This window comes from Gaoshiqia hydrogeniformans, from assembly GCF_049347105.1.
Taxonomy (GTDB): domain Bacteria; phylum Bacteroidota; class Bacteroidia; order Bacteroidales; family Prolixibacteraceae; genus Gaoshiqia; species Gaoshiqia hydrogeniformans.
Genome location: NZ_CP186334.1, coordinates 3,650,254 through 3,668,309, shown reverse-complemented (window position 1 = coordinate 3,668,309; position 18,056 = coordinate 3,650,254). Strand labels below are relative to the sequence as shown.

Annotated in this window: 14 protein-coding genes and 2 tRNA genes; 3 read left to right on the top strand and 13 right to left on the bottom strand. The window is 42.8% G+C overall.

The window, feature by feature from the left end:
* Positions 1-10: 10 nt before the first annotated feature.
* Together ACOIT5_RS14725 and ACOIT5_RS14720 are read right to left on the bottom strand one after the other, a co-directional pair.
* The gene (locus ACOIT5_RS14725; protein ID WP_423126918.1) at positions 11-1,948 is read right to left on the bottom strand and encodes a fumarate reductase/succinate dehydrogenase flavoprotein subunit; all 1,938 of its coding nucleotides are present in this window, start codon (positions 1,946-1,948) and stop codon (positions 11-13) included.
* A gap of 18 nt (positions 1,949-1,966) precedes the next feature.
* A complete protein-coding gene (locus tag ACOIT5_RS14720) occupies positions 1,967-2,647 on the bottom strand; it encodes a succinate dehydrogenase cytochrome b subunit (protein WP_423126917.1) in 681 nt (226 codons plus the stop codon).
* A 402-nt stretch (positions 2,648-3,049) separates the two neighbouring features.
* Between ACOIT5_RS14720 and ACOIT5_RS14715 the strand changes: the two genes are divergently transcribed.
* Positions 3,050-3,121 (top strand) — tRNA-Arg (locus tag ACOIT5_RS14715).
* A 161-nt stretch (positions 3,122-3,282) separates the two neighbouring features.
* Here ACOIT5_RS14715 and ACOIT5_RS14710 read toward each other — a convergent pair.
* The 5 genes from ACOIT5_RS14710 to ACOIT5_RS14690 all read right to left on the bottom strand — a co-directional run bounded on the left by ACOIT5_RS14710 (position 3,283) and on the right by ACOIT5_RS14690 (position 9,536).
* Positions 3,283-5,904 (bottom strand): DEAD/DEAH box helicase, encoded by a 2,622-nt coding sequence (locus ACOIT5_RS14710; RefSeq protein ID WP_423126916.1) that lies wholly within the window; start codon positions 5,902-5,904, stop codon positions 3,283-3,285.
* Positions 5,905-6,744, bottom strand: coding sequence for a BRO-N domain-containing protein (locus ACOIT5_RS14705; protein WP_423126915.1), 840 nt, complete (start codon positions 6,742-6,744; stop codon positions 5,905-5,907).
* A gap of 12 nt (positions 6,745-6,756) precedes the next feature.
* Complete coding sequence (locus ACOIT5_RS14700; RefSeq protein WP_423126914.1) at positions 6,757-8,346, bottom strand: site-specific DNA-methyltransferase; 1,590 nt, start codon at positions 8,344-8,346, stop codon at positions 6,757-6,759.
* A gap of 522 nt (positions 8,347-8,868) precedes the next feature.
* On the bottom strand, positions 8,869-9,102 hold the full coding sequence (locus ACOIT5_RS14695) for a helix-turn-helix domain-containing protein (protein WP_423130620.1): 234 nt from the start codon (positions 9,100-9,102) through the stop codon (positions 8,869-8,871).
* Between the two features lie 358 nt (positions 9,103-9,460).
* Positions 9,461-9,536, bottom strand: a tRNA-Lys gene (locus ACOIT5_RS14690).
* Positions 9,537-9,775: 239 nt separating this feature from the next.
* Between ACOIT5_RS14690 and ACOIT5_RS14685 the strand changes: the two genes are divergently transcribed.
* Both ACOIT5_RS14685 and ACOIT5_RS14680 read left to right on the top strand, forming a co-directional pair.
* Complete coding sequence (locus ACOIT5_RS14685) at positions 9,776-11,581, top strand: SLC13 family permease (protein WP_423126913.1); 1,806 nt, start codon at positions 9,776-9,778, stop codon at positions 11,579-11,581.
* 205 nt (positions 11,582-11,786) lie between these two features.
* Positions 11,787-12,437 carry a LuxR C-terminal-related transcriptional regulator gene (locus ACOIT5_RS14680; RefSeq protein ID WP_423126912.1) on the top strand — a complete coding sequence of 217 codons (651 nt, stop codon included), beginning with the start codon at positions 11,787-11,789 and terminating at the stop codon, positions 12,435-12,437.
* Positions 12,438-12,451: 14 nt separating this feature from the next.
* On the opposite strand, the gene ACOIT5_RS14675 is transcribed toward ACOIT5_RS14680, so the two are convergent.
* From ACOIT5_RS14675 to ACOIT5_RS14650, 6 genes are read right to left on the bottom strand one after another with little or no spacing between them, the layout of a single operon-like run.
* Complete coding sequence (locus ACOIT5_RS14675) at positions 12,452-13,483, bottom strand: patatin-like phospholipase family protein (RefSeq protein WP_423126911.1); 1,032 nt, start codon at positions 13,481-13,483, stop codon at positions 12,452-12,454.
* Between the two features lie 5 nt (positions 13,484-13,488).
* On the bottom strand, positions 13,489-13,950 hold the full coding sequence (locus ACOIT5_RS14670) for a hypothetical protein (protein WP_423126910.1): 462 nt from the start codon (positions 13,948-13,950) through the stop codon (positions 13,489-13,491).
* A gap of 52 nt (positions 13,951-14,002) precedes the next feature.
* Positions 14,003-14,791, bottom strand: a complete 789-nt coding sequence (locus ACOIT5_RS14665) for a hypothetical protein (RefSeq protein WP_423126909.1) — start codon at positions 14,789-14,791, stop codon at positions 14,003-14,005.
* 51 nt (positions 14,792-14,842) lie between these two features.
* The gene (locus tag ACOIT5_RS14660; RefSeq protein WP_423126908.1) at positions 14,843-15,724 is read right to left on the bottom strand and encodes a hypothetical protein; all 882 of its coding nucleotides are present in this window, start codon (positions 15,722-15,724) and stop codon (positions 14,843-14,845) included.
* Between the two features lie 21 nt (positions 15,725-15,745).
* Positions 15,746-17,062 (bottom strand): ATP-binding protein, encoded by a 1,317-nt coding sequence (locus tag ACOIT5_RS14655; RefSeq protein ID WP_423126907.1) that lies wholly within the window; start codon positions 17,060-17,062, stop codon positions 15,746-15,748.
* An 11-nt stretch (positions 17,063-17,073) separates the two neighbouring features.
* Entirely contained in the window at positions 17,074-18,051 is a 978-nt protein-coding gene (locus ACOIT5_RS14650) for a tetratricopeptide repeat protein (protein ID WP_423126906.1), read from the bottom strand.
* Between the last annotated feature and the right edge of the window lie 5 nt (positions 18,052-18,056).

The following is an 18,056-nucleotide window of genomic DNA, read 5'->3' as shown; positions in this document are numbered from 1 at the left end:
TAAAAAGCCATTACTTGTAATTACGTTGAACCATCTTCACGCTTTCGTAAACCAGTTCTTCTTTATGAAGTGCAGGTTCGGTATCGTCGCCTTTGTATTCCCAGCACGAAACGAAAGCGAATTTATCATCCTGACGGAGGGCTTCACCTTCGCCGGTTTGATACTCTTCGCGGAAGTGTCCCCCGCAGGATTCCTCGCGGTTCAACGCGTCACGGGCCATCAAATCGCCAATTTCGATAAAATCGGCCAGGCGGTTGGCTTTTTCCAATTCAATATTCATTCCTGTGATATCTCCCGGAATGCGGACGTTGCTCCAAAACTCTTTTTTGATCTCGGCAATACGTTCAACGGCATGTTTCAAACCTTCCTCGTTACGGCCCATGCCAACAAAATCCCACATCACCAAACCCAGCTCTTTATGCAGACTATCGACGGAGCGGTTCCCTTTGATGCTCATCAGTTTTTCGAAACGTGCTTTCACCGCTTGCTCTGCGTCAATAAATTCTTTTTCATTGGTCGTCATACGCGGGGTGCGGATGTCGTCGGCCAGGTAGTTCTGAACGGTGTAAGGCAGTACGAAGTAGCCATCAGCCAATCCCTGCATCAATGCCGAAGCGCCCAGCCGGTTGGCTCCGTGGTCGGAGAAGTTGGCCTCGCCGGCAGCAAACAAACCGGGAATGGTCGTTTGCAGCTCATAATCAACCCAAATACCGCCCATCGTGTAATGAATGGCCGGGTAGATCATCATTGGGGTTTCGTATGGATTTTCGTCAACAATTTTTTCGTACATCTGGAAGAGGTTCCCGTAACGGGCTTCAATCACGTCCTTACCCAAACGTTCAATCGACGATTTGAAATCGAGATAAACAGCCAAGCCCGTGCCCACGCCATAGCCGGCGTCGCAGCGTTCTTTGGCAGCACGCGAAGCCACGTCGCGCGGCACCAGGTTCCCGAAAGCCGGGTAACGACGCTCCAGGTAGTAATCGCGATCTGCTTCGGCAATCTGGGTTGGTTTCAGTTTTCCGGCACGAATGGCGTCAGCATCTTCTTTTTTTGCGGGAACCCAGATGCGACCGTCGTTACGCAGCGATTCCGACATCAGGGTCAGTTTACTTTGAAACTCGCCGTGAACCGGAATACAGGTGGGATGAATCTGGGCCATACACGGATTAGCAAAAAAAGCGCCTTTGTGGAAAGCTTTAATGGCTGCCGAGCCGTTCGATCCCATCGCGTTTGTCGACAGAAAGAAGGCGTTTCCGTAACCACCCGTGGCCAGTACAACGGCATGTCCGAAGTGGCGTTGCAATTCTCCGGTTACCAGGTCGCGGGCAATAATGCCACGGGCCTTGCCGTCAACAATCACAATATCAACTAACTCCGTGCGGGTGTACATTTTTACAGTCCCGGCATTTACCTGCCGCATCAATGCCTGGTAGGCGCCCAGCAATAGCTGCTGCCCGGTTTGGCCTTTGGCATAAAAGGTACGACTCACCTGGGCTCCGCCAAATGAACGGTTGTCGAGCAAGCCGCCGTATTCGCGGGCAAATGGAACGCCCTGCGCCACACACTGGTCGATGATGCTGTTGCTCACTTCAGCCAGACGATATACGTTGGCTTCGCGGGCACGGTAATCTCCTCCTTTAATGGTATCGTAGAACAAGCGGTAAACCGAGTCGCCATCGTTGGGATAGTTTTTGGCGGCATTGATACCTCCTTGTGCAGCAATCGAATGAGCACGGCGGGGTGAGTCCTGGATGGTGAAGTTCTTAACATTGAAGCCCATTTCGCCAAGCGATGCAGCAGCCGAAGCTCCCGCCAAACCGGTGCCAACGATAATAACATCCAGCTTACGTTTGTTTGCCGGGTTAACCAGTTTCTGGTGATCTTTATAATTTGTCCATTTCAGGGCTAAAGGCCCTTCAGGTATTTTTGCATTTAATACGCTCATAATTCAATTTCTTTTCGATTAAAACTTAATCAGGAAATACAAGGGGATGATGGAGAAACCAACAGTTACAACAATGGCATAAATTTTACCAACAAGCTGCAACCGTGTGAGCCAATGTTTATTGGTCAGCCCGATTGTCTGAAATGAAGACCAAAACCCATGTCCCAGGTGTAGCCCCAGCAACACGCCTCCAATCACATAAACGATGCAATAAACAACACTTGATTTAAACAAACCGGCAACCAAGGTGTACGAATCGTGCATTTCAACGCCGTCGATAACAACTGCATCCAACGAATGCGGATCGAATTTAATGACGTAGAAAAAGTTCATCACGTGAATCACAAGAAACACAAGAACTAAAGCTCCAAGAATCAGCATGTTGCGGGAAGCCCAACTACTTGAATACGAAGCATTGGATTGTGCATAGCCAACCGGCCGGGCCTTGTAGTTTTGGTAACTGATTATAAATGACCAGATAATATGGACAATAAACCCAAGGCCAAGCAGTGGTTCCATCACTTTGATCAGGGGATTTGTTGCCATAAAGTTTGCGCCCAGATTGAATAACCGTCCGCTGTCATCAAAAATCAATAGCAGGTTAATTCCCAAATGCACGCAAATGAACATGATCAGGAAAAGCCCTGAAATGCTCATGATAAACTTTCTTCCGATAGAGGCAGTCAGAAAATTGCTCATAGGATAACTGATTTATATTTATACATTAAAACTTATTATTTAAAAGCACAGCAAAAGTAGGCTTATGCGGTCTTTCGGCCAATTAAAGCATGTCTAAATTAAATAATTTAAAATGTTTCTAAGCATAATTCGCCGTAAAAAAAAACAAGAAACTGGAATCCAGTTGTTTGATTGAAAAATGCTTGTAAAATTTCTGTTAAGAGATCACTGATAGACACAGGATGAAATCATTCGAAAATCGCCGAAAAGAGATCAATAAACAGGGAAGAAAAAGCAGCCTCTGTGATTCCGGTTTAACCCGCCAATTGTCCTTAGTCGTACAAAAAAGTACAATTTTTGAGCTAAAGCCGGCTATTTTTTTGAATAAGCCAGCTTTTTTCTATTTTTGCACCGCTTCTGCATGGTTCCATAGTTCAACGGATAGAACGACAGTTTCCTAAACTGTAAATCCGGGTTCGATTCCCGGTGGGACTACAAAGCTCACGCAAAACACCCTGTAAATTAAATACTTACAGGATGTTTTATTTTTAAGGGGACAGTATAGGGGGCAGTATTGTTTGAAACATGCATCAATTAAAGCACCCTGTTTGTATTTATGAACTGCATTATAGAATGAATAGTTACGGAGATTTTCGTCATATCTTCTTTATAATATCTAAAAAATCCTCCAATTTATAAGCGTTATCAACTGTCCGTCTTTCGTAAACCATAAAGTATCTGTAATCATTTCCTGCTTTGCTTGCCCAAAGTCCACCAAGTCTTATTTTTTGTTCTGCATCCAAATGGTCGCCTTTGGTTTCAAGCACAACGGTCTTTCCGCTTTTGGTTTGAATTATAAAATCGGGATAATGATTTACAAATCCGTTAATTCTAAATCCTTTTTTCTCAATGTTCCGTGTCCAGAAAGCAATGTTTTGCATGTTCCCAATTTCGTTTATTACTCGTTCTTCGAAATTGTTCATGTTACCTTCTTTCTCGTACAAAGCTTTGGTTATGTCCTTTGCTATATTTCCAGGAGAAATCTTTTTAGGCAATTTATATGCTTGCTTAATGTAAACTTTGTCGGTGTCCAAAAAGTCCTTGAATTTCTGTTCGGCGAAATTCTCCGACAATTCTTTTATTTTCTTTTTAATTTTATCGGTGTAAGTATATTTATTATTTGCAAAGTCCGAAAATTGCTCGTCGTTGAAATCTTCCAAAATTCGGCTTATGTATTTTTCAATTTCTTTATCTGGAATTGGGTACATATTCCCGATAATATCCATTATCTGTTTTGTGAAGTTTTTTACCCGACTGTCTTTTCTTGCAGGGTCAAGTATATAGGTTAAAATACCTTCTTTTACTGTGCCGTCAAGCCTTACAAAAGTTGGAGTGTGTTCTTTTTTTGTTTCGTCCAAATCAACTTTGTAAAGTTCAGAGGCGATATTGTTAAATGCAATGTTTCTGTCGCATTTGCTTAATGCAAAACCTTCCAATAAATTTTCTTTTTCCAGTGCAATTTCTTCTTCCCGTGTTCCGAATAAGTCATTTGCAGGTATTTTAAGGAAAAACTGAGGTAAATTTATTTTATCGGCTTGCTCTTTGAAAATGTCTTTAATTGTATATGTTTTCACAAGCTCTTTAATTTCGTTGGGTAAAGAAACGGTATTGCCAGATTCCATTTCAGAAACCGTTTTTTCAAATTCCTGATTTTGGACTAAAGCGGAATTCTCAATTTCTGTAACCGAATTGCTTGGAGCATTAGAATCCGTTGGAAGTACAATCCGCGATACGTCAATATCCAACGTTATATCATCTATGGTTTCTGATTGCTTATCTGTCTCTTGTGGAGTATTAAATAAATCCTGAAAATTATTTAATCCTGAAGATTCTGTTTCCGACTTTTTTTCTATTGCTGTTGCATCAGCCAGTTTATAGTCTCTGTCGCTGAAACCTGCTTTATTTAAGCCTTTTACAATATTGTCAAGCGTGTCTAAAAACTTAGATGAAGCTGTTAAAACATAACTCAGGTTTAAAAGCGGAAAGCTATGTTTCATTACATACGGCTGGCGTAAAACCCTGCCTAAAATCTGCTCAACATCAACTGCCGAACTTTTATCAGCCAACGAAGCCAAAATATAAGCAAACGGACAATCCCAACCCTCTTTTAAAGCGTTAATTGTAATGATGTAACGGACAGGGCAATTTTTGTCCATTAAATCCTCATTTTTCAATTCATTGAGGTTTGCAGTTTTAATTTTTATTTGCTCTTCAGGAATTTTTAATTCAATCAGTTTTTCTTTCAGCTTTTCAAAGGTTGTATTGTCGTCAGCATTTTTAGGCTGTGCCTGAAATAAAACAATTGGACGGATATATTTACCGCCTTTCTTTTCTTCCTCTTTTGCCTGTATTTCCAAACGTTTTTGAAGCTGTAAGGCTGAATTGATTACTTCGGTTTTGTCCTGATGATTGTAAACAATGACAGGCAGTTTTACCATGTTTTCCTTTTTCAGTTCAAGGGCATCGATAAAACTGATAATATTGCTGTTATTTCGTGGCGTTGCTGTTAAATCAAGAATAAAACTTGGGTTGATTTCTTTTAACATGTCCACGCTTAAATCACTTTCGGCGTTATGGCTTTCATCAACCACCACCACAGGATTTAGGTATTTGATAACCTCGCCGAGTGTAATATCAGTGTTTTGGCCTAACAGGTTTTCGAATGATTGCAAATTGCCGTTTTCCTGAAATACTTTACGGTCTTCTTTGTTTCTTGCACGCAGACTGTCGAAACTGAAAACCATAATATTCAATTGCTCTTTTACCGAAGTAGCATTAAACCCACTTCCTTGCAGTAAAGTTGCTTTATCGAAAACTTCTACCTTATTGCCAAAATGTGAATTTATTTTTTGGCGGTACGGATGCGATGGGTCTTTTAAGTTTTTTATGGTCTGGTCTAAAATGGTAATAGAAGGAACCAACCACATAACCGCCTTGGGTTTGTCGTAATCGAAAGCGTCAAAAATAGTTTTGAGGGCATTACATGCAATGAATGTTTTACCACCGGCGGTTGGGACTTTTACGCAAATGTGAGGAACACGGGGAACATTATTTTTGTATGGTTCTATTGCTGTACCAGAAAACGGTTGTAAGGGAGTACGCGGGTGCTTTGCCCAAAAATCGTAAAATGCTTCCTTGGTGTCTTTGGTTTCCTGTACGTGCTCCAAAAACAAAGCAAGGTCGTTTATTACTTCTTGTTGGTAGGTTTTAAGTTCCATTTATTCCAGTGCTTTATGATCGTCTTTCTTATTTAAACTCTTTGCATTTTGTGGGGAAATTACTTTTTTCCCGGTAGTATTTTCGAGTTGTTTTCGGGCGGCCTTAGCAACATCACCTCCTTTTTGGGCAACTTTTCGGTTTTCTGCAAAAGTTTTCGGTTTTTTATCTTTAGAAATTTCCGTGGTTGACGCTTCGGCCAACATGTTAAGTACCAGCTCCATATTTGTCATGTGATCCCGAAGATTTTCCTTCTTCAGCCCTTTGTAACTCTTGTATTGTTTTGTTGTAAATCCGCTCCAAGTGCGGGTAATGTCGTCAGTAAGAATAGCAAATTCCTGACCTTTTTTTACACCGCGGTATTCCCATTCGTCGGTAAGTTCCTTGCGAATTTCAATACTTTTCAATCGTTGGTTAATCCATTCTTTACTGTACCCTTTGCGCAGGTATGTTTCCATCAAACGGTCAATTCCAAGTTCCGGGTCTTCAATTTCGTCAATACGTTCGCGCCCAACCTGTGCCAGCCACATTTTAAATGGTTCTGCTTTGGGCGACGGAATGCTCTGGATTAACCTGAATAATTGTTCTGTATCCGCCACATCGGTCAGGCGCATTTTGCCATCGGCTGCTGGCATTTTCAAACCGTGACAATTCGTCACGGTTTCATTTCCTTCTGCTTTAAGCCTTTGTTTCAGTTTTCGCCAATAGGCCTGTGGGTCAACACTCTCCGAAAGAATCCCAACCACATCAACAATCGAAAAATACCATTTCTCTTCGTTTTCGTCCCAGTGGGTGCGAACCTGTTTTTGCTCAAAAAGTTTTATTTTGGTTTCTTTGGTCATAGTGGTTGTTATTTAAAAACGGGTAATATCCCGTGGTATTTTTTTGAAAATAATATTGTGCTTGCTCATAAATTCTTTGGTAAGCAAACAGTTATCGGCATAAATTACATACTGCTCCGACTTTGTTTTTACAGTCGATAAAAACTCATGATTGAGCGTTGTAATTTCGTTTGGTTCGTAGTTGAAATAATAGGCTGTTTCGTCCTTTTTGCCCAAAAAGTATTTGTTATCCGATTTTTCAGGTTCAACGAATGTCATTTTTGTTTCGGTGTACCAAACGTAACTACGGATTTTATCAATGCCTACTGATTCATTTAAGTTTCCGTCTTCGTTGAAAAGCGGTCGGCCTAACTCGTAAAAGTCGAAACTACCGCCTGTTCCTTCAATAACTTTTTTATTGTCTCCATAACCTTTTATTACCCGTTTTACCCGTTCGGCTGTTATGTTTTCGGCATAATCTTCCATTTCAATTAAAATGAATTTTCGGTTGCCTCTGTCTTGTTTGTTTAGGTTTAAAACAGCTTGGGCGGTTGTGCCAGAACCAGCAAAGGAATCAAGTATTAATGAATCATAATCTGTAGAAATTTCAAAAATCCTCTTCAATAAACTTGATGGCTTAGGTGTGTCAAAGGGATTTTCTGGAAAGATTTCTTTCAATTCATATCGAGCAATTTTATTATCACCAGCAAAATCTCTATCCCACCATGTTTGTGCAGTTATGCCTTGCTTAACTTCAGATAAAAATTTCTTTTGCATCGGTCTTCCTTTACCATTTGTTCCAAAAGTTATTCTATTATCCTGAAGTAATTCAAGAAACCGTTCTTTTGTAAAAATCCAAGATCTGCTTTTCGGAGGATAAAATATATCACCACTGAGACCCTCTATGGGGTAATCCGTTGATGCAGAATATGTTCTTGCAGACAGGTCACTTGCTCTCCACAATCCTCTTATATCATTGTCTGGATTTTTGAATGCTTTTAATTGTTTTTCGTCTCTTTGAACAAGTTTAGGTTTCCATAGAGTCTTTTCCTTTGCAAAAGAGATAACATACTCATGTGTCTCAGATAAATATTTTGCATCATTAGCAGGACCATATTTCTTTTGCCAAGTTATTGTTGCCAAGAAATTACCACCTCCAAAAATCTCATCACAAATCAATTTCAGATTAGCTTGTTCATTATCATCAATTGAAATGAAAATTGCGCCATCATTTGCCAACAATTTATGCAGCAATTTTAAACGCGGGTACATCATGCAAAGCCATTTGTCGTGCCGGCTTAAATCTTCGCTTTCTTTGCCTACAACCTGACCGAGCCACTTTTTTATTTTAGGGTCGTTAACATTGTCGTTGTAAACCCAGCTTTCGTTTCCTGTGTTATAAGGCGGGTCAATGTAGATACATTTTATTTTTCCTTCGTATTCCGGCAAAAGGGCTTTTAAGGCTTCGAGATTATCACCGTGAATTATTTTGTTACCACTTTGGGTTTCGGTATTGGTTTGTTTTCCATTATCGAAACCATAAGAATGTTCCAAAACTTTAAACGGAACATCCATGTGATGATTGATGACTTTTTCTTTTCCTATCCAGTGTAATGTTGGCATTTGCTTATTTCAGTTCTGTTATAAAAAGCTGCAAGTTACAATTTTCATTTGTCAACCAGCTTGAAGCAGGCTGGTAAAAATTAAAACTATCGGGTTGCTTTTGATTTCGGATTTGGCAAATGGTCATTTTTGCAATACCCCCTTCCCAATCGGAAAAGTTACACTATTATAAATACCAATTCTGAAGGTTTACTCTGTAAGATTTTAAAGGTTAAAAAAAAAGCCCGGATATCCCTATCCAGACCTTCAATCGTCAACAAGACTAATTCTCATTTTGCTTTGGTTACATTCTTTGATTGATTCAACATGATATTTCGATAAAGTCGGGTGTTACTTCATCTTTGTGTAGTCGTCTTAAAAATGTTTTATTTCTCCGATCGTAAACATTCATGTATTCCCAGCTTGAATGTTGTTTGTCCAAAAAATTTCGGAACGTGCTGAGCTTGTGAATAAATGCCCATTTTTTGGGCTTTTGTGTTTCAAAGAATACTATCGCGGAATAATCGTTTTTGTGCCTCATGCTTAAGCCCTCCTTCCATAGTTGCGTTTTTTCATCGTGTCCTCTATCTCAGTAAGTTTATACCGTATTTTATTTCCGATACGATACGAATTAATCAAACCCTGTTTCGTGTACTGATGAAGAGTTGGAAGAGAGATTTGCAGATAATTTGCAGTTTGCTGTCTGGTAAGAAAGACTTCATTAATCTTTTCTTGCAGGCAAGGACTAGCTAAATTATCTGTTTTGGCAGGAGACATATCAGCTAAATTTATTTGCCCTGCTAATTCTTTGAAACTTTCCTTGAAAAGTTCTTTGAGTTGTTCTGGCGTAAACCACAAAAACAAAACTTAATCAATTGAAAAAGAATATCTTAGTAGCATTCTTTTTATTTTTTAGTCAACATTTAGTCAACGGATTTATTTTTTTTCTCCACCTACTTTTTGAAGTGATCCAAAATATTTCCTCTTCAGAGTCGCTAAAATTTATGCTTGAAAATTTAATCCACCAGAAATATCATCTGATCCGATTTATTGAATATTTTGGTGCCTTCCGCAAAATAAAAAAGCGCCTAAACCGGTTGATTTAAGCGCTTTTAAGTCTTTTTGACTTTCTTTTTGGTGACTCAGCTGGGATTCGAACCCAGGACCCCATCCTTAAAAGGGATGTGCTCTACCTGCTGAGCTACTGAGTCATCCTTATTGGTGTGCCTTTTTGTTTAAAGGCGGTGCAAAAGTAGACGAAAAATCAAAAATACAAAACAAAAAAGCACAAAAAAACAGCTTTCCTGTTTTTCTTTTTAATTCTTTCCAGATAATGAGATCATTAATGATTGTCAAAATTTTTGTTTCGCCTCAGGCGGCAGCGAAATAAGTATTTTACTCCATACCAGCCTAAGCAAATAAACCTACCTTTGCTGGCAAAACTCCCGTTATGACTTTTGAAGGTTACTTCGTCCTTGCTGTTATCGTGATCATGATTATCGCCCTGGTAAATGACTGGATGAGGCCGGGGATGTTGTTGTTTTCGGCGTTGGTGGTTTTAATGGCAACGGGGGTCGTTAATGCGCAGGAGAGCCTGGCCGGTTTCTCCAACAAAGGAATGCTCACGGTGGGAGCGCTCTTTTTGGTTAGCGAAGGGGTGAGGCAAACCGGCGCCTTGAATATTGTCGCCAAAGCTTTTCTTCCGAGACGACGGGGACGAATGCCGGTCATGCTGGCTAAAATACTGATCCCTGTTTCGGCTATTTCTGCATTTCTGAATAACACGCCGGTCGTGATTATCTTTGCACCGATGGTAAAAAACTGGGCTGAAAAAATGAACCTTTCACCTCAGAAATTTTTAATCCCGTTATCGTATGCCACCATACTGGGAGGACTTTGCACATTAATCGGAACCTCAACAAACCTGGTCGTACACGGCTTAATGCTGGATAACGGCTTGAAAGGCCTGAATATGTTTGAACTGGGTAAAGTAGGAATCTGGATTGCTCTGGGCGGTTTTATCTACATGGCTTTTATCGGACACAAAATATTACCGGGTAAAAAGAACAATAATAAACGAAACCGGCTGGATTACAAACAATATTTTTTGGATGCCACCCTTTCGTCAAACAGTTCGCTGGTTGGTGAGCTGTTAAACAACGGAAGATCTCAGCAACTCAAGGATGTGATTATTCATTCGGTTGAACGCGAAGGCGTTATTATTGACACCCGCAAAGGAAAATTTGAACTTCAGCAGGACGATAAGCTTGTTGTTGCTGTAAAATCGGAAGCGCTGGTTCCGCTGATTACACACCGGCAACTGGAGCTAAAAGCAATGAAGGGCTTTGGTAAATTCTATAAAAGCACCGACATTAAACACATCGAAGCCGTCATTGCCCCGCGTTTTCCGGGAATAAACCAAACGATCGACGAATTTGACTTTCTGAGCCACTACCAGGCCGAGGTCCTGGCGGTTTACCGGAACGGAGAAACCATCTCCACCAACGTTGGCTCTGTCAGAATGAAAGACGGCGATAGCCTGGTTTTGCTTACCAACGAAAATTTTATCAAAAACTGGGGCGAATCGAAAAGTTTCTACCTGACTTCATTTATCGGAGAAATACCCCCACCCCGCTACCGGGGACAACGATTGTTCGCTTTACTGCTGGTGTTGTTAATGATTATTGGGGCCACGGTTGGCCGTTACCTGCCCGACATCAATGGTGAAAAACCCGACATGTTTTATTTTGCTGCCATTGTAGCCGTACTGATGACCTGGATCAATATTTTGCCAAACCGGAAATACACGAAAGCCATTTCGTGGGATACCCTGATCACCATTGCCTGTGCTTTTGGACTCAGTAAAGCGCTGCAAAACTCCGGCGCCGCCGACTCCATCGCAACAACAGCCATCAATTTCTCAAAATCCTTCGGACCAATCGGCGTTTTGATTACCATTTACCTGATTACATCCATTTTTACCGAGGTAATTACCAACAATGCAGCTGCAGCGCTCATCTTCCCGATTGCCTATTCGGCTGCTCAGCAATTACATGCCGATCCCAAACCCTTCTTTATTACAATTTGTATTGCCGCTTCTGCCAGTTTTTCAACTCCGATCGGTTATCAAACTAACCTCCTGGTGCAAGGCCTGGGAAATTATAAGTTTGCCGATTACACGAAAACCGGCTTGCCACTGAACATTCTGGCCTTTCTGATTTCTGTAATTTTAGTGCCGCTTATCTGGCCGTTTTAGGCCCATGTAAATACATGTTAAACAACACAAAAAAGAAGGGTCACCTATCTTGATTACCCCTGATTAATATTAGGTCGCGCACCATTGATGCACCTTTAAAAAACCGCAATAACCCAAACCCTGAAATACTTTAGCGTATTGCCCGTTTTAAGATTTAGTTACGAGATTAACAGATAGAATTCAAGTAATTATAGGGGAAGATATTATGAAGGGATACCAGACAGTTGGTGATGAAATTGAAGAACTACCAGTTGACGAAAAAACACAGTTAAACCATTTTTTTGAACGCTTTAAGTTAAAAGCAAAAGAGCTCGATATAGTTTACGACCTGGATAAGGATCTGTGCCGGCATGTTAGCCCGGCTTTCAGAGAAATAACCGGTCTCGACTGCGATGGTCTTTTCCATGACAGCATTTTATTCTTAAAAAACCTGATTTACCCGTCAGATTACTCGAATTTTTTAAGCGAACTGATTGAATTTATCAAATCGAAAAAAGAGCTGACGGGTGAAAACCTGAACGATTTCGAGAAAAGTTTCTCATTTCGCATCAAGGACCAAAAGGAAGAATGGATGGATGTGAACCTGTATGTGCTGATTTTATCCGCGGGCAGAATCGCGGGGATAATCCGGAAAAAAAAGCAAAAAAGTAAAGCTGAACCTCTCGGCAATATCTCGCCCCGGGAAGCAGAAGTATTAAAATATATCGCCAATGGAGATTCTGCGAAAATCATTGGCGATAAACTAAATATCAGTGAGACAACGGTCATTACCCACCGAAAACATTTGAGACAAAAATTAAATGCCAAAAATACAGCCGAGTTAATCAAAGAAGCTGTAAAAGCAATGATCATCTGAACCGGAGATCGATTTTACACACGGTTTACCGGATGTTCGTCCGGATTATCAAACCAACTGAAATAGTTTTCGGCTCCATCAATCCCCTGGATGAGCAATGCTTTCTTTTTCTCGTCGGTCAGCTTAAAGTCGGTCGCTTTCACATCGAGCGTATTGATATAAATGGTCCGTTGCCAATCGTCGCCATACAAATGCTGATTTTCCTGCACCTGCATGATGGCATTCATCAAGCCCTTGGCATAATCGGTAAAGTTTTTAATTGGCTTTCCCTCCAGGGGTTCGTTATACCGGAATGCCGCAATCAGTTTCTGAGAATCGAGACGCAAGCCCAGGGTTTGCCGGTTGTAAACATACGGGCTCCTGCCGGGATTGCTTAACGAAAGCTTTGCGTTTTCCCGGTTGTAATATTCCGTTTTTCGGGCAGCTCCGCTTTCGTCGTCCATATCGATGTAGCGTTCGCGGTCGAAAAGTTTTATCGGAAAATTTTGCATCACCCCGCCGTCGACATACACGTCGTCCCGGTCGCCATGTCTGACAGCCGCAAAAAACAAGGGAATAGCCATGCTGATCCGCACAGCTTTATGAAGCGGCATACCGGCATGCCGTTCGGCAGAGAAAACTTCGGCAAAACCGGTTGATAAATTGGTTCCAATTACGTACAGGTCGGGCAAACCGGCAGCTTTCAGATCGCCAAAAGTGGCATCGCGGCTTCCCAGTTTTTTCTCGATCAGGTTTCCGATCCATTTCGTGAAGAAGTCACCTTTATTCCACCCAAAATCTTTGGCCAGTCGCCTGATGTCCCGGATCAATCCGAAAGAATTATCCATGAATTCTTTAAAATTTGTAGATTCCATAATCTCCAATTGTTCGCGGATGTTATACCCCAGGGAGAATATCAGGGCGTTAATCGCGCCCGCGCTGGTGCCCCCCGCACGCTTTATAGGAAAAAGCATGCCTCGCTGCTCCAGAATTTGCATCGCGCCGATGTAGGCGATTCCTTTCACCCCACCGCCTTCGAATATCAGGTTACGAAATTGTGCTGCCATAGTATTTAATTTAGATTATCTTCGTTATCGGTTATCCAATCGCCGATTTCGATGATTTTGTCCAAAATATCATCCACTTTATCGTTTGTAAACGATTTGGCGATTCCCAGGCCGATTTTCAAGGGGCCCCAAACAAGATCCAGTTTTTTTATAAATTCTGTTTGTTCTTCTTCGGATGCCGAACCGGTTGAAATACGGACTCCCAGATCGATTACAAATTGCAGCGCCTGATCCACTTTGGGCCCGGTAATGGAAAGTAATTTCAGATAGTTCAGCGCCGGCTGTAATACGGGCCAAACCTGATTAAACACATCGACAAATTTTGGCGATCCATCCAGATCGACCTGAATATCGACCTGCTCGGCAGCTTTTACCAGCAATTTAAATTGCTCCTGTTTTTCAGCCCTTTGGATTTTTCGCTGCTCTTTTTTCTCTTTCCTTCTGGCTTTTCTCTCTTCTTTGTTCATTGTGATCTATTTTAAGGGTTATGTATTCGTATGTCAGCTGCCCGATTTCAATTCATGCCCTCGGGTCGCCCTGCAGGTAATTCCCGGTAACTCTTTTAAACGCATCCGAGGTCTTCTCTCCCGGCCAACCATCTTCCTTTATAAACACGCCAGGAAACTGGTTTAGAAACTGCTGCAATTTCTCGCCATATTCCGTTTTTCCATCCGGCGAATAATACACCAGCGGTAACTCCGGATCGACCATGATGCTTTCTTCTTCAATTTCAATCATTTTCAGCTCCAGCATCCGGCGGAGAATAACTGCCGCCCCGCACTGTTTTGAGATAGCAGAATCGGACCAGGTGCCGTCGGCCACATATTTCCCACTGGCGTAATGATTGGAAAAGCTCCATAAATAGGGCGACAACACGTGCGGATGATACAGGCGGTAGCCCCATCCGTTGTAACCTTCGAGCTGGTAAAGCAGGGCGCTTACACTCCAGTCGGTCCACCGGTGCAGGTTTCGTAACTTCAGGGCGTCGGCAGCGCTGGTTTCCCAACTGAAGGGCGGTTGCCCCTGTTTGGGATGACCGGCCGGCACATGGATCGTCCGCCCGCTTAACGGATCGCCGTTGTGCAAATGCCGGTCGAAATTCAGCGACGACTCCATGTTGTGGATCACCGCGATAAAATACCAGGGGACATTTAACAATGCGCCCACCTGCGCGTAACGCGGCTGATTATTTTCCAGTTGACGGATGATCTGCTCTACCGCGCCGAGTTTATCCCCGGCAATGCGGCAATGATTAAACAGATGAACATATTCGTCTTTTAAGGTTTGAGTGAACTTTACTTTCGACATGGGTTCCTATATTTTGATGATTGGCGCTAAAAATTTTCCGGTTAAGCGGGGCTACGGGTCGACCATTTTGAGTGAATTCCTGGCCCTGTCCGACAGGATACTTTTGGTGGCCGACCTGGTTGGTTGTGTATCCAAATTTCGGATATCCTCCTGCACCATTAACCGGGCCATCGTATCAGCCGGGTTTTCCCTTACCCGCTGAATATTTTCAGCGGTTTCGGTCAACTGAATAATTTCAGCGGCTTTCGCATCATCCGGATTTGTATACAGGACGGTTGCAGCACGTTCTCTGGCTTTCATCGTTTCTCCGGTCAGTAAATTAGCCTCCGCAATCCGGAGTTCGGTATACTTATCCTGAACAGGCAAACGTTCCAGTACCCTCGCATTCTGTTCCAAAACCATGATCGCGCGGGGATCATTTGGATTTTGCTCCAAAACATTGATGGCCTGGCCAGTTTCGGCGATTGCCCGAACATTTTGAGCCGGAGCATAACCCGGGCTCTTCTGCAAGGCTTTTTCTGCATCACGTATAGCGGCAGGGTAATCGCCAAGCATGTTTCTGGCTTCGGCCATCCGGGTCAGGTTCTTGGGCGAATAGATCACTGATTCATCGCTGTTCGAAACCATTTCAATCAGGTTATCCCGGGCTTCCGGATTGGATGGATCGTCTTTCAGCCGATCTATTTCTTTTTGTAATTCAACCGAAAATCCCATAAAGGAAATCTTATTGACCCCGGGGAAGGCGATCATCAGAATTGAGATCAGGACCAGTAAAAACACTTGTTTTGGCATCTTTTGACCCTGGCTGATTTTTACCAGGATAAAGAGGATAACTGCCAGAAAGACCAGGCATCCTAAAATCAATAAAATACTTTGATGCAGCGTCAGCCCGTCAATGGTAACGGCATCCAAACTGATTCGTAAGGTATTCATGTTTAGTTTTTTTTGATTCAGTTAATCCATACGGATCATTTTCCCTTCTTTTATAAATTCTTTCTGAATTCCATTCATCAGATCGTTGTAAGAGATTGTCGTTGATCGGTTTTCCAGGGTTTTTAACCCGGCGTAATGAATCACATTCACAATATTGGCCCCGGTAATTTCAAATTTCCTGGCCACTTCTTTTAATGAGATTTTTTCGTCCAAAGAGACGGAAGATGGCATGTAATTTTTCCATAACATATCGCGTTCGGCAATTCCCGGATTTTCAAATTCAATGATTGAATTAAACCGGCGGGTGAAGGAAGAATCGATGTTGTTTCTCAGGTTTGACGCCAGAATGACCAGCCCGGCGTGAGACTCGACACGTTGCAACAAATACGAAACTTCCTGGTTGGCATACTTATCATGTGCATCGCGTACGTTGGTACGCTTGCCAAAAATGGAATCTGCTTCGTCAAAAAACAGGATCCAGTCCTTATTGGCGGCTTTGTCAAATAATTTCGACAGGTTTTTTTCGGTTTCGCCGATGTATTTCGAAACCACCATCGACAGGTCGATGCGAAACACGTCGCGGTTGGTATATTTACCCAGCAGGCAAGCGGTCATGGTTTTACCCGTTCCGGGCGGGCCATGAAAGAGCACCCTGAAACCGGGTTTTATCTTTCCTTTCATCTTCCACTCATTCAGCAGCGTATCGTTGTGTTTCAGCCAGGTTTCAATCTCTTTGATTTCGGAAAATGTTTTCTCCTGAAGCACCAGATCGGTCCACTCCAGCCGGGTGGTGATCAATTCGGCCGGAAAGTCGCTGCTCAGCTTGGGTTTTGATATCTTTCCCGTCGTAAAAAGGTCGACATATTCTTCGTCCATCACCAGGCGTCCGCTCATCCGGGGCTCCCCCTCCCCTGTTCTTTCAAGGGAAAGCACATTTTGCCGGGAAAACAAATGGCTCTCGTCAAAGAGCCTGGATACTTCAATCCGCTTCTCGATGTCTTTTCCGGCAAGGATAAATAAAAGCGTTTCGCCGGTAGGTAAGATGCCCCGGTGATTTTTCCCTTTCACACCGCCAAACTCGGGAAAATCGCCGCCGTTTGGCAAATAACCGGCAACCACCGAATTGAGGAATCCCGGATCGATATGGGGAACAAGCGCCAGCAACAAGGTCACCAACTCGTGGCCCGTTAAACGATTTTCCAGCACAAACCGGAGGAGCTCCGATGAACTGGCGCCAAAATCAAAGGGCTGGGGTTCGGCCGGTTGCTTTCCAAATTCCAGATCCAACCTGTATTTTATTGCTTTATCTAAAAATGAAATCACCTGATCTAACTTCATAAAATATCATTCTAAGGGTTATTTTTCAATTTTGACAATAATTCAGAGGCTTTAGCCGAAAAATCGTGACCGCCCGCCTGAAGCGCCGTCAGGATGCCGGTTGCTTCCTCTTCGTCCGTACCCGTCTCCATCAAGATCAGCGCTTTGTAAAACAATGCTTTCACCTGGGCGCTGTCTTTCAACAAGACCAGGTTTAATTCATGTAAGGCTTCCTGCCGAAAACCGTGAGCCAACAGGGTGACGGCTTTATCAATCCGCACGTGATGGAGGTTTTCGTTTGCCGCCAACAGGTAATCCCATTGTCCCAGAGCTTTATCGGGCTGCGAGAGTCCCAAATAAACAGCGGCGGCCAGCATCCTGTAGGATTCGTTGCCGGGATTCATGGCGACAGCCTTGTTTACGGCTGTTTCGGCCAATCCAAAATTATTCTGGAAAAAATAAATCAGCGCAGTAACGTACCATACCTGGTCCTGGTATTGTTCGTAACCGGCAGCTTCGGAAATCAGGGCCAGCGCCTGAGAGTATTCTTTCAAGGCGATCAGATCCTTCGCCAATTGAATTTTACAATAGGGATCCCGGCTGTAATTCCCGATGATGTTTTGCCAAACATTGACCGAATGGCGGTATTTTTTTTGAAATTGATACAAGGCTGCCAGGCTTTTCCAGGCCATGAGCGACCCGGGATTTAGTTCAACGCTTTTCAAATAACACTGTTCCGCTTCTTCCAGGCGGTTAAGATTAGCATAAGCGTGCCCCAGGTTGAGACGATAGGTTGAATTTTCTTTTTCCCGGCTGGCTTTCAGGAAACAGGTTTTCGCTTCCTGGTACTTTTTTTCCTGTAAAAACACCATGCCCAGGTTGTTCAGCGTTGTCGGGTAGCCGGGGAACAAGTCCAGGGCCTCCAGGTATTTGTTTTTCGCTTTCTCAAAATCGCCGTTTAAGAATAAGCTGACCCCCTCATTATTCAGTTGTTCAACCACTTTGTCCATACTTT